12 protein-coding genes are annotated in these 12360 nt (G+C 63.4%); 1 reads left to right on the forward strand and 11 read right to left on the reverse strand.

Annotated features, from left to right (window positions below; all coding sequences use genetic code 11):
* Window positions 1–564: 564 nt before the first annotated feature.
* On the reverse strand, window positions 565–1539 hold the full coding sequence (locus FDP22_RS16130; RefSeq protein ID WP_138575240.1) for an amidohydrolase family protein: 975 nt from the start codon (window positions 1537–1539) through the stop codon (window positions 565–567).
* Window positions 1540–1630: 91 nt separating this feature from the next.
* On the reverse strand, window positions 1631–2746 hold the full coding sequence (locus FDP22_RS16135; RefSeq protein ID WP_138575242.1) for a hypothetical protein: 1116 nt from the start codon (window positions 2744–2746) through the stop codon (window positions 1631–1633).
* 209 nt (window positions 2747–2955) lie between these two features.
* Between FDP22_RS16135 and FDP22_RS16140 the strand changes: the two genes are divergently transcribed.
* Entirely contained in the window at window positions 2956–3909 is a 954-nt protein-coding gene (locus FDP22_RS16140) for a LysR family transcriptional regulator (protein ID WP_138575244.1), read from the forward strand.
* Between the two features lie 294 nt (window positions 3910–4203).
* On the opposite strand, the gene FDP22_RS16145 is transcribed toward FDP22_RS16140, so the two are convergent.
* The 9 genes from FDP22_RS16145 to FDP22_RS16185 all read right to left on the reverse strand — a co-directional run bounded on the left by FDP22_RS16145 (window position 4204) and on the right by FDP22_RS16185 (window position 12347).
* Complete coding sequence (locus FDP22_RS16145; protein WP_138575246.1) at window positions 4204–4635, reverse strand: CopG family transcriptional regulator; 432 nt, start codon at window positions 4633–4635, stop codon at window positions 4204–4206.
* A 2-nt stretch (window positions 4636–4637) separates the two neighbouring features.
* A complete protein-coding gene (locus FDP22_RS16150) occupies window positions 4638–6623 on the reverse strand; it encodes a conjugal transfer protein TraG (protein WP_138575248.1) in 1986 nt (661 codons plus the stop codon).
* Window positions 6624–6650: 27 nt separating this feature from the next.
* A complete protein-coding gene (locus FDP22_RS16155) occupies window positions 6651–8405 on the reverse strand; it encodes a relaxase/mobilization nuclease domain-containing protein (RefSeq protein ID WP_138575250.1) in 1755 nt (584 codons plus the stop codon).
* 243 nt (window positions 8406–8648) lie between these two features.
* Window positions 8649–9413: a lytic transglycosylase domain-containing protein gene (locus FDP22_RS16160; RefSeq protein ID WP_138575252.1), complete on the reverse strand. Its 765-nt coding sequence runs from the start codon at window positions 9411–9413 to the stop codon at window positions 8649–8651.
* Between the two features lie 2 nt (window positions 9414–9415).
* Window positions 9416–9751: a DUF736 domain-containing protein gene (locus tag FDP22_RS16165; RefSeq protein ID WP_138575254.1), complete on the reverse strand. Its 336-nt coding sequence runs from the start codon at window positions 9749–9751 to the stop codon at window positions 9416–9418.
* Window positions 9752–9817: 66 nt separating this feature from the next.
* Window positions 9818–10360, reverse strand: coding sequence for a S26 family signal peptidase (locus FDP22_RS16170; protein ID WP_138575256.1), 543 nt, complete (start codon window positions 10358–10360; stop codon window positions 9818–9820).
* Window positions 10357–10878 carry a DUF2840 domain-containing protein gene (locus FDP22_RS16175; protein ID WP_138575258.1) on the reverse strand — a complete coding sequence of 174 codons (522 nt, stop codon included), beginning with the start codon at window positions 10876–10878 and terminating at the stop codon, window positions 10357–10359. The genes FDP22_RS16170 and FDP22_RS16175 overlap by 4 nt, the downstream gene beginning before the upstream one ends.
* Window positions 10878–12047, reverse strand: coding sequence for a replication initiator protein A (locus tag FDP22_RS16180; RefSeq protein ID WP_138575260.1), 1170 nt, complete (start codon window positions 12045–12047; stop codon window positions 10878–10880). Before FDP22_RS16180 ends, FDP22_RS16175 begins: the two co-directional genes overlap by 1 nt.
* A gap of 18 nt (window positions 12048–12065) precedes the next feature.
* The gene (locus FDP22_RS16185) at window positions 12066–12347 is read right to left on the reverse strand and encodes a helix-turn-helix transcriptional regulator (RefSeq protein WP_138575262.1); all 282 of its coding nucleotides are present in this window, start codon (window positions 12345–12347) and stop codon (window positions 12066–12068) included.
* Window positions 12348–12360 lie beyond the last annotated feature (13 nt).

A 12360-nucleotide genomic window follows, 5' to 3' on the forward strand; every position in this document is an offset into this window, starting at 1 on the left:
TCTCCGGATCACTTCTGGTCTCTGATCGGTCTTCGCCATGCCGGCCCCGTTCCCTCACGGGCGCCTCCAACAGGCCGCCCTGGATCGGGGTCGATTAAGAAAGCCGTAAATGCCTACGGCTCAACAGGTTTCCGAGGGGCGTAGTAGCCTGGCGTGTAAAGACAGGGAATCGGCGGAACGATCCCCAGTTTCACTCAGGGCGGAAGGCATCGTGGCGACCGTTATGAGAACATGGTGAATTCGGGCGGATTCCGGACCTTTTCCGCAGTCGCAAGCTAACCTAGTCGCCATCATCAAAGCCGCCATTTAGACGGTGCACGCATACCTGGCTCAGCTCCGCACCACCGGATGAAAGCAAGGAGCCCTGAGCGGTTATTCGTTCCCACAAATCAAAGGTAGCTTTGCGCCCCCATAGTGGTCATTGAAACCTTCGAACGCTGCGTCTGAAACCCGCCGTTCAAAAAGGGTGCAAGCGAATGGGCGCATAGGCGACTCCATTGGCCGGGCTTCGGATTTTGCGAACGGGCAGCTCTTGCCGGCAGAGTTGAATGGATTGTCACCCGATCATGCGCCGGTGAGGCGCATCCAGTTGGCAAAGGCAAAGGCCGCCGTCGCGGGCTCATCGAGACCGCAATTATCGAGAAACAAGCGGGCATCGCGTCCGTGGCGGTATTGATAGGGAAAGTCGGTCGAGAACAGCAGACAGTCCGTCCCGACGATGGACGCTGCACGCTCCATATAGTGGGGCAAGAACATGCCGCTGGCGGTAACATACAGATTGTTGCGCAAGTAGTGCGCGACCGGATGCGCCAGTTCGGACACGCGGTCCATTGCCGCGAGGCGCTCGGCGTAGAATAAGACCAGCTCGCCCCAATGGCCCAGGATTACCTGGAGCCCCGGAAGACGATCGAAGGTGCCGGAAAGCACGAGACGGATAAATTGAATGCCGGCGTCATAATGCCAACCTAGACCATAAGTCGCGAACGAGGCGTCGACCATCGGTGCAAAGCCCGAATAATAGGCCGTCCTCACGGCTTTGTCGGGCGTACGGGGATGCAGCAGCACTGGCGCACCCAACGCCTCGGCACTTTGGAATATCGGCGCGAACGCCGGATCTTCGAGGTTTCGATCTCCCACGCGCCCGCACAGCATCGTCCCCTTGAAGCCAAGCGTCCGGACGCAACGCTCGAGCTCTTCGGCGGCCTCGTCGGGCAACGCCACCGGTAGCGTCGCCAGCGCCTGAAACCGTGTCGGGTGACGCACGACGGCAGCCGCGATGGCGTCGTTGACCCGCTGCGCCAATTCGACGCTCTCGGGAGCGAGATCGTGCAAGGCAGGCGTGGTTAACGACAGAACCTGAACGTCCAGCTCTGACTCGTCCATGAGGGCGAGCCGTTCATCGGCGAGATCGAGGAGCCGCCTCTCCATCTGTCCGCCATGGTAGGCGACGCTCGGATCGCGTGCCTCCAAGCCAATCGCCCGCCAGGCACTGCTCACCTCCTTCGTCAGGAAATGCTCTTCGATACCGATCAGCTTCATTTGCCGGTGCCTCGTTGTCTTGTGATGCCTCGTATGCCTGCGGACGATGCGGCCGCCGCACGCAGGCACGCCCGCGGTCATCGCAATCGGTTTACTGGGGATAATCGGGGCGCTTCCAATGGTGCTCGGGGGTTTCGCAATCCATGCAAGCCACGTCTTCTACCGGCTTGCCGCTGATGGCCGCAGCGAACCAATCGAGGAATCGCACGCCATTGGTCTGACGCGTGTAAAGCCGATCCAGCACATGGGGATGCCCTCTGTTGTCCAGCGCATTTTTCGCCAGAACCGCATCATAATACCCACCGATGATAGCTTCATCGTTCCCCCAACTCGTATAGGTGCGAAAGTTGGAAACCTTCGAGCGTATATATGCGTGCGCCTCGTCCAGCTTTGCCGGGACATCAGGGCTTCTCTCCCCCATCAGCTGCATGAACATCCCCTGTACGGCATCGTGCCGCTCGTTATATTGGTGAAAGACGATGTCGGGATGAAGCTCGGCGGCGCGGACGTAGATGTCCTCGAAAGTCAGCCCGTCGATCGATAGATCCTCGAAACCTGCAACACGCTTCAGAACGTTTTCAGTTCCCCAAGACTTGAAGAGGGGAGCGAGCTTGTCGCTCAGGCGATAAGCGCCGCCACCGTCGGCAAAGTGTGTGACCTGGGTATTGGAATAGTGGCAGGCGACGACATGCGTATAGAGGGGCGAGGCCATCACGCCGGCGCTCCAGCCAATGACCGTGACAGTATTCGGCTGCGGGTATGTCCGGAACATCCAATCCAGGGCAAGCATGGCATTGTCAAAGCCCTTATGCAGGATCCTGAGCTTGCCTTCTGGGTGGCCGTTCATCGCCGGCGTGTCGTAGATGGGTTCTGCGTCGCCGAGAAAGACATCCCCATTGGCCGTGGGAAGGAAAATCAAGGTATAGTCGGCGAGCGGGTTTTCGCCATTGGCCGTGTCGAAGACGCCACCGAAGTCGCTTGGATCCTGTTCGAGGCCAGCGTACGCGCGGTAATGCGGACGGCCGTGCAAAGCGCAGTTCTCGCCCGTCCAGCATGCGCCGCCACCGGAAAGGATGACGGCGAGCTTGGCTGGATCGCCATCCTTCACCCAGAAGGAATAGGGCGTGCCCTGAGAGGCTCCGGGCGCTGCTGCCGGCAGTACGTTGCGCCAGTAATGCCTTGCGTGAATGGCGGGTTGGGTCGGCACGGTTGCCTCCTGGCCTGTGTGCGGCTGTCAGCGATCTTCGGTTCCGGTTTGCGACACGGGACGGAGGGGCCGCCTGGGCGAGCCATCTTTGCGTTTGGGTCGACAGCGAAGGTGCGACAAACCATCGAGAAGCGCCAGACGCATCGGAAGCAAATTATAGTTGCATCAGACGCTAGGTCTTATCGGCCCGGTCCGATAAGCTGGGGTGCATGGACAGCATGGACATGAACCTGCTTGCGGCATTTGATGCTCTTCTCGCCGAGGGAAGCGTGACCGGCGCTGCGCGGCGCCTCGGCCTGAGCACTTCCGCGATGAGCAGGACTCTCGCAAGGCTCCGGTTAGCAACGGGCGATCCCTTGCTCGTACGCGCCGGTCGCGGGATGGTGCCGACGCCGCGAGCCTCCGAATTGCGCGACCGGGTCCATGAATTGACCCGGGACGTACGCGCGGTCTTGACACCGAACGTCAGTCATTTGGACGTGGCGACACTCCAACGGACCTTTGCCATTCGGGCGAATGAAGCGTTCCTGGAAGTGTTTGCTTCCGCCATCGTGGCGGCCGTTGTTGGCGTCGCACCCCGTGTCCGCCTGCACTTCGCGCCCAAACCGAACAAGGATGCATTCTCGTTGCGCGACGGAGCGATTGATCTCGAGATCGGGGTGCTTGGGGCATCGGCGCCGGAGGTGCGCAGGCGGTTTTTGTTCCGCGACGACTTCATCGGCGCGGTTCGCACCGGACATCCCTTGCTGGCGTGGCCGATGACGCCTGATCGTTATGTGGCGTACGGCCATATTGTGGCATCGCGCAGGGGGGCCTTTGCAGGACCTGTGGATGACGCACTGCAAACGCTAGGACTTTGCCGGGAAGTCGTTGCCGTTGTGCCCGGTTTCCCGGATGCCATGCGCATTGCGCGCGATACGGATCTGATTGCGCTCATACCGCGTTCGTGTCTCGTGAACAGCCAGTCAAATGCTGCCTCGATCGGGCAAGGCCTCGCTATCCTCGAACTACCCGTCCGCACGCCGGAGATCGTGATATCGGCGATGTGGCATCCCCGCATGGACAGCGATCCGGCACATCGCTGGTTGCGGGATACCGTGATGACGGTCTGCAACGCAGCCATGCCGCCTCAGAGAGGCAGTCGGGTAGCACCAGCCAACTGAGACAAAGCCTGCAGCAATTGAATGGCCGCTAATGCTTCGTGTCGCTTCTAAGCCGACAGTCCGCTCCCGGTCTATTTGTGACGTTTGCTAGTCGGTTCGAAACGGCAACTTTGTCCGCAAACTTTCCCATTCGTAGATTTAGGGATTCTATTAATCGCAACGAATGGCCGGAAAGCGGGCTGCGGCCGCAGAAAATCTGATGGTGGGCGAATGTCTCCGGTGGGCCGATCATCCCAGACATGATGATCATGGCTACAGTTCCGACGTCTGCGGCGGAGGCAGGTGACACCGCTTTCAGCTACTTGCTCGGTCGTCCACATCCTCCGACACTTCCTGCCGCAGTTTCGGCCCCTGCGCCAGGCGCCGACCGAGAGCCGAAATAAACGCCTCGTATCGCTCCCCAGCCTTTGCCCGCGCTGCCTTGGCTGCGGGTTCCGGCAGAGCCGGCGTCGTGGCGAGCCAGAAACGGATGAACACGGCCAGGCTTTCGACGGAGATGCCGACATCGCGTTCCAGCCGGGTGATCCGCCTGTCGATCTGATCCAGGCGTCGGGCCAAAACCGCCTCGCGGCGCTCTGCGTCATCCGGAGAGAGGAAGGATGCGATCGCGGCCTCGGCCACCATCGATTGGGATCGATCACGCCGGGCGGCGAAGTCTGCCAGCATCTTCATGACCTCAGGATCGAGGTAGACCGAAATCTTCGTCTTCTTGCGGCTGGTGGTCATGATCAAAGCTCCATCCCGTCATCGGGATTGAGGGAGACCTGCCGCGCGATACCGCGCATCTGTTGCGCGATGCGGCGATTGCGGATGGCGCCATCTTCTTCGTCCTCGGGTGGGTCGAATTCAAACTCGTTCTCGAAAGGGTCCTGCCTGTCAACCGGCTGAGGCTGCGCCAGCTCCGGCTGAAGACGGCGCTCCGACTCTGTCGGGTCCTCATCCGCCGATCCGGTCTCGGATACTGGCTCCAGCTCATCGTCCTGCTTTGGGACGGCCAGACTGCTCCAGTCATCCTCCCCAGAGGCGTCCACCTCCACCAGGTCGGGTGGCGGCAAGACCCGCTCGGTGAACCGCGCATCTTCGTAATACCTCGCTTTTGTCGCCCGGATCGGTGGTGTGCCAGCCACCATGACGATCTCTTCTGAAGGCGGCAGTTGCATGATTTCTCCGGGGGTGAGCAACGCCCGCGCGGTTTCCGACCGGGACACCATGAGATGGCTGAGCCAGGGCGCCAGACGGTGCCCAGCGTAGTTCTTCATCGCCTTCATCTCGGTGGCGGTGCCGAGAGCGTCGGACACCCGCTTGGCCGTACGCTCATCATTGGTCGCGAAGCTCACCCGGACATGGCAGTTGTCGAGGATCGAGTTGTTTGGACCATAGGCCTTCTCGATCTGGTTCAGCGACTGGGCGATGAGGAAGCTCTTCAGCCCGTAGCCCACCATGAAGGCCAGCGCGCTCTCGAAGAAATCCAACCGGCCGAGCGCCGGGAACTCATCAAGCATCAGAAGCAGCCGATGCCGGTCATCCTTGCCCTGCAGGTCTTCGGTCAGGCGTCGACCGACCTGGTTGAGGATCAGTCGGATGAGCGGCTTGGTGCGATTGATGTCCGAGGGGGGCACCACGAGATACAACGTGACGGGACGCGCTCCCCCGACAATGTCGCCGATCCGCCAGTCGCAGTGGCGCGTGACCTGCGCGACGACAGGGTCGCGATAGAGGCCAAGGAAAGACATTGCCGTCGAAAGCACACCGGAGCGTTCATTCTCGGACTTGTTGAGCAACTCGCGGGCGGCACTGGCGACCACGGGGTGCGGTCCCGCCTCGCCCAGATGCGATGTCCGCATCATCGCGCGGAGTGTGGACTCCACGGGACGCCGCGGGTCGGACAGGAAGTTGGCGACACCGGCCAGCGTCTTGTCCTTCTCGGCATAGAGGACGTGCAGGATAGCACCGACGAGCAGGCTGTGGCTGGTCTTCTCCCAGTGGTTCCGCCGCTCCAGGCTTCCCTCGGGGTCGACGAGGATGTCGGCGATGTTCTGGACATCGCGAACCTCCCACTCCCCACGGCGCACTTCCAGCAGGGGGTTGTAGGCCGAAGAGTTCGGATTGGTCGGATCGAACAGCAGGACCCGACCGTGCCGAGCCCGGAACCCTGCGGTCAACTGCCAGTTCTCGCCCTTGATGTCATGAACGATGGCCGAGCCGGGCCAGGTGAGAAGAGAAGGCACGACGAGCCCTACCCCCTTGCCGGATCGCGTCGGGGCGAAGCAGAGCACATGCTCCGGCCCATCGTGGCGCAGATATTCCCGCTCATAGCGGCCGAGGACCACGCCATCCGGGTCTAGAAGTCCGGCCGCTTTCACTTCGCCTTTCTCGGCCCATCGGGCAGATCCATAGGTCGCGACGTTGCGGGCCTCGCGGGCACGCCAGACCGACATGGCGATGGCCACACCGATAGCGATGAAGCCCCCAGAGGCGGCGATGATCCCACCGGTCGCGAAGATCGGCGGCGCGTAGGCCTCATAGAAATACCACCACCAGAAGATGGCGGGAGGATAGTAGATGGGCGTCCCGAACAACACGAACCAGGGCAGGCCCAGCTGTGCCTGATAGCCGAGGCTCGCGGCCACGTATTGCGTCGCGCCCCAGGTGGTGGCCAGAATGATTAGGAAGACGATAGAGATCTGTCCCCAGAGGATCTTGGTCGCGGACATGACTGTCGCCCCTTTCCGGTGTGTTGATCAGAGGCCGAGGCCGCGCTTGCGGCCAAAGTCCCAGTCCACCCCGCCGTCCCCGCGCGCGACGCCGGTGACATCCCGGCCGAGGTGCTTTTCGAGAGACGGAGACCAGGGCACGAGCTGGAACCCAAGCGCGCCGTCAGTTCCATAGCCCTCGATCATGGCAAAACGGCCCGAAGCCAGCGCGAGACGCTGGCGATAGATGCCGCTGACGTAGTCACCCGAATCCGCCTTGTTGAACGGCAACCCGGTTTCCGCCGAGAGCTGCATGCCAACCGCCTGCAACTCCCGGTCGCGCAAGGTCCCGAGCAGGCGGCGGGCAAAGACCACCCTGCCGCCCCGTTGCTCTGCTAGCCCCTCCGAGGTCAGATGATCGGCCCGGGCTTCCAAGGCCTGCCGGACCTCGGCACCGAAGCCCTGGTCCGACAGAGCGAGCGGGTCGCGCGCGATGGCCTGCCGGTCGAGCCAGGTGGCCCCCGACGCGGAGACCTGCGCGGCAAGGTCCAGGTCGGACCGGGCCGCCAGTGCGACGCGACGCTGGCCACGCGCGTCGTCATAGGCACGGAGCTCCACGATAGAGCCTGGGGCGCTGTCGCCGGCGGCGTCGAGATGAGGCAATCGGATATGGTGACTCCGGCCATCGACACCATCGACGACGGCATAGGCCGTCCCCTTCAGCTCGTCATCGAGACCCCGCTGGACCAGACGGCCGATGACGGGAACATCGAGGCTCTCCGCGGCAAGGACGAAACTCGAGGACCCGCGCTCGATCCCCCGGTCCGTCAGGGCACGATGCATCCGCTTGATGATGTCGCCACGCTCCCCCATCTCGCGCAGGACCGCCTCGGCATCGTCCCTGATATGCCATTGCGCTCGACCGATCTGGTCAGCAACGCCGAGCACTTCCAGCCGGCGCAGACGCCCGACCTTCAGCGGGTGAAGCGCATCCGGCTGCCGATCCGCATCCGGCGCCATGTCGAGGATGCGCGAACGCCCCGCATCCCGCAGCAACTGACGGTCGAGCTGCGTCCAGCGCTCGGCCCCGATCTGTCGCTCAAGCGTCCGGCGGATGTCGAGATCGCTACGTGGGCCCAGTTCCTGGGTGATGAGATCCTGTGCCCTGTCGCGCAGCCCCTCCTTGATGTAGTCCCGCGAGATCACGAGATCCTGGCCGTCGTCGCGCACACCCCGAACGATCAGGTGAACGTGCGGATGCGCGGTGTTCCAGTGATCGACGCCGACCCAGTCAAGTGAAGTGCCGAGATCCCGTTCCATTCGCCCGACGAGATCGCAGGTGAAGGATTGCAGGTCCGACATGTCCGGCGCGTCGTCGGGCGAGACGATGAACCGGAAATGATGACGGTCATCGCGACACCGCTCGGCAAAGGTCCGACCATCGGGATCCTCCGTTCCCGATCCGAAGAGCCTGGCCTTCTCCCCGTCCCGGGTCACGCCGTCCCGTCGCAGGTAATCGAGGTGGGCTCCGAGAGGCGCGGACGTCCCGCTGTGCCGCACCACACGCGCCTTGACCACCGCGCCGCGCGTGCGGGTGGTAATGAGGCGGTTGGCCTGAATACTGGCGCGTTGACCGCGCCCGAAGCGGGACCGATTGCCCGGGGTGACGCGCCCGGCCCGCGAGACACCACCACCGGCCTTTTTCGCGGCAGCCAGGGCCTGTGTGACAAAGGGTCGGGCCTGCTGCGCTCGTGTCGAGCGGATACGCCCCGGGCGGATGCGGAACTCGCGATCATCGGGCATGGGAAATCCCCGTACAGTGCGAAACAACGCAAAAGATCAGAGTGTTAGGCACATTTCGCACGCTGCGCGCACGCGCCACACGGTGCGGAACGCAGCAAAAACATGAACAAAAACAACCGCCCAACCGACGCGCACCGTGCGCCCTTTTATCCTGCCATCCTTCGGTCGTGGTGCCCGCCACCACCGCCCGCTCCCACAAAAGCACGCCAGAGTACGATGGAGCGCGAAGTGCGATCTCCCGGGTCATGGCCGGACCTCACCAGTCTCCCGTTGGACAAAGAGGCCCTCAGGCTGCGGGGTGATACCCGCCTGCGGCAGCGCCGGGACGGGTGAAGCAGCGCCGCCGATGGTCCGGTGAGGCGACACAGGATCGGTCGCAAACGCGCCGTCTTCGCGGCTGATGAAGAGCGCCGCCTCACGCCAATTGAGCGGCCGGGCTGCAGTGATAGCGGTGCCCGATGGCCGCTCGCCAAGCAGCACGGGCGCAAGCGCAGCGACATAGGCACGCGTCTCGGCCGGCAACGGACGATCCGCCAGTAGGTAGTCTTCGTAGCGGGCGGGACCGGCGTTATAGGCCGCCAGCATCGCCGCGACATTGCCATAGCGATCCCACATCTCGCGCAGATAGGCCGTGCCCGCGAGGATGTTGTCACGCGGCTCGAAAGGGTCTCGGCCGAGGCCATGACGGATGCGCAGCCCGGCCCAGGTGTCGGGCATGACCTGCATCAGCCCCATCGCGCCAGCGGAAGAGACCGCACGCAGATCGCCCGCGCTCTCTGCCCGCATCACGGCCATGATCCAGGTCGTCGGAATGCCGAAGCGCTGCGACGCCTCAGTGACCTGGGCGGCGTAGGGATGCGCGGCGATTGCGTGTTCTGGCACACTGGTTTGCGCCAAGAGCGGCTGCGTGGCGGTGACCGGGAGGAAGAGGCCGGAAAGAAAAAGGAGGAGCATGCGGCGGTGGACGCCGCATCTCCCCGAGGCGGGACAGGTGCAGGACATGATCATGGTCAGTCCTGCTCATCACGCTTCTTCGGGCGGGTCCAGTGCAGCCCCCACTCCCTACCCTCCTCATCCGACTGGAACAGGCGGGCGCGGATCGGATGCCGGAAAACCGGGTCATCGAGCAGGACCGAAACGAAAGCCCCTGCGGTTTCGCCGGTGTGTTTCCAGCCCGCGCCAACCTCCGGGCCCTCCTCGTCACCGAGGTGGATACGATAGGCAGGAGCCTTCTCGGTATCGACGTTATCGGTTGGAACAAAGGTCAGCTCCAGGTCGAGCGAGAGCGTGCGAAGTTGTCCGGAATAGCCGGACGGGGTGCGTGTAAATTGGCCGATCTGTGGCATTGGAAGCTCCTTCCTCATGCGGTGAATGGGAGGCAGGCCGCTGGCACGTCCCGCCATAAGCGCGCGTCACCGCTCCGGCGCGTGCCAGACGAGGCGGCCATCGCCACCCTCGTCGGTGAACAGCGGACTGGCCCGGCCGATCACTGCCGAGGTGGGGAACGGACCGAAGTAGCGGCCATCGAAGCTGTCAGAGACCGCCGGGTTCATCAGGAAGACCTCCCCCTCGGCAATCGTGCGACAGCCCTGCCAGACGGGAAGATCGCGGCCCTGGCTGTCGCGCTCTCGCGCCTCCCCCAGGTGTCTGCCATCGACGGTGATCGCGGGGCCGTCACGGCAGACCCGTTGTCCCGGCAGCCCGATGACGTGCTTCAGGATCAGCACATCGCGACCGACATAGCCGCGCGCGACCATGAAACCCGCAAGGGGTTCGGATGGAATAACGGCGACCAGATCTGGCACCGCGAGCCGGTCCACCGGCGCGATGGTGTAGAAACCAATCGGCACGCTGGCCGAGGCGTTCCAGACCAGCCGTGGCGCAGTCGGAATGCTGCCGGCGATGACGGCGGCAAGCGCCGCAACCGTCACCATGATATAGCGGGCACGGGTCATTTTGCGATCTCCCGGCGCCGGAGCCATGCGGCATGGCGTTCCGCCGAATAGGGACGCGGCGCTTCTCCCGCCTTCATCCAGTGCGCGACATGACGCCAGTGATCGGGATCGACCTCGGTGGGATAGATGCCGAGTCCCTCGATCGCATCGATATGACGCAAGACCTCTTCGACCTTGGGCCAGCCTTCGATCTTCAACAAAATCTCGCCACCGGGACGCACGAAGGGCAGCGTCTGACAGGCACAGCCGGGCGCGACCGCACGCACGATGTCGATGCGCGAGACGACGGTTCCATAGTCATTCGCGGCCCAGCGGACGAAGGCGAAGACAGAACCCGGCATGAAGAAGACCACACGTCGGCTGCGGTCCAGGACCTGCTCCCCTGCCCCATTGCCGAACCGGATCCAGAACTCGGTCTGCTGCTCCAGCCAGATCAATTCGACGCGGGTCATGTCGCCGAAGCTGAAAGAGGAAGCCTCAGTCGCCGATGATTTGCCGGGTCTCAGAATGACGCTCATCACCGATCTCCCGGTAGATCGAGTGGAAGGCGTGCCAAGCCGGGGCGACGGACCGTGTCGGAGGCGGGGCTGTCCGGGAGCGATCTGGCAGCGCCGGGCATGCTCGATGCGCCCGGGTTCGCAGCCTTTCGAAGATTCCCGGCTGCTCCGCGAATGATGTCTTCCACACCATTAGCGCGCTCTTCAAAGTTAGAGTCTTCGTTAGATTCTAAGTTAAGGGCGCGATTTCCGCTTTTGCTTCCGTACGTTACACCCTGTTTGGGTTCCTGATAGCACGAGACCCCGGTTCCTGATGGCACGATAGTCCGGGTTCCCGATAGCACGAGCGCATTCACAGGTTTTCCACAGCCCGGCGCAGGCTCGAAGGCCAGCAGTTTGCGGCCACCAACTTCAGTCTCGAGAAACAGCGTATAGCCCGGCAGCGGCTGCCGCCGGATGATGTCGCGAAGCTCGAAGGCGAAGCGCTTGAAGGGGGACAGCGCTCCGGACTTCAGGTGAAGATGATGGAAGTCGAAACGCCAGCCATTGCGCTGGCGGCCACCGTGCTTGCGCACCAGGCGATAGAGCCAACGGTCGAGCCCGCCGGTCAGGTCGAAATACGCCCGGTCGATGGTGAGGATGAGCGCATTGTCGAGCACGGCCTGGTAGAACCAGTCGGGCACAATCAGCTCGATGCCGTCCGGACGCCCGTCCCTGTCGCTGCGCTCCTGCCATTCGTTGATCCAGGAGAAGCGGTGGCGGCGTCCTTCCGGCTGGCGGATCGAGGTGGAGACCGTCGTCGACTGCAGACGATCCAACGCCGCCTTCAGGCGCTGGTAATCCCGCGCACTGGTTCCGCGACCGACATAGGTAAGGATCTCATATGGTGTGGCAGCCATCAGCCGGGAGGTGCGCAGGCCCGCGTCACGCGCCTCTACGATCTGGCTCGCGGCCCAGATCAGGATGTCGGCATCCCAGATCGTGGCCATACCGTGATCTGGAACAGCCTCGACCCGGATGCTGACGCTGCCAGCGGCAAAGTCGATCGGCGCAACGCGCCTCGACTTGGCGAGCGAGAAGAACGGATAGGCCATGAGGTCCTGCGCATCTCTGGGGGCGAAGTCACCGGGCAGCGCGCGGAACAGATCGAGCTGTCCGCGCTCGGAATCGGGTTTGCGTCCATCGGTCATGACGTCATTGCCGCTACGTCAGCGCACGAAGCGGCCGGGCTGCGCGAGGCTGGCGAGCGCGTGGCGTTTCGCCGGCAGGACCTGCCCGCGCGGGTCGGATGTCGAGGTCACGGCGCCCCGTCCGACCCAGGCCTGCAGGTCCTCGATCGCATAGACCACACGCCCGCCCAGCTTGTGGTAGGCGGGACCGGTGCCGTAGGTCCTGTGCTTCTCCAACGTGCGAGCGGACAGGCTGAGGAACCGCGCGGCTTCCTTGGTGCGCAGATAGCGCGGGGGAAGTTCGGTTGAGATGGCGGACATCGGGCGTCTCCCT

This window comes from Paroceanicella profunda (assembly GCF_005887635.2).
In the GTDB taxonomy this organism is placed as follows: domain Bacteria; phylum Pseudomonadota; class Alphaproteobacteria; order Rhodobacterales; family Rhodobacteraceae; genus Paroceanicella; species Paroceanicella profunda.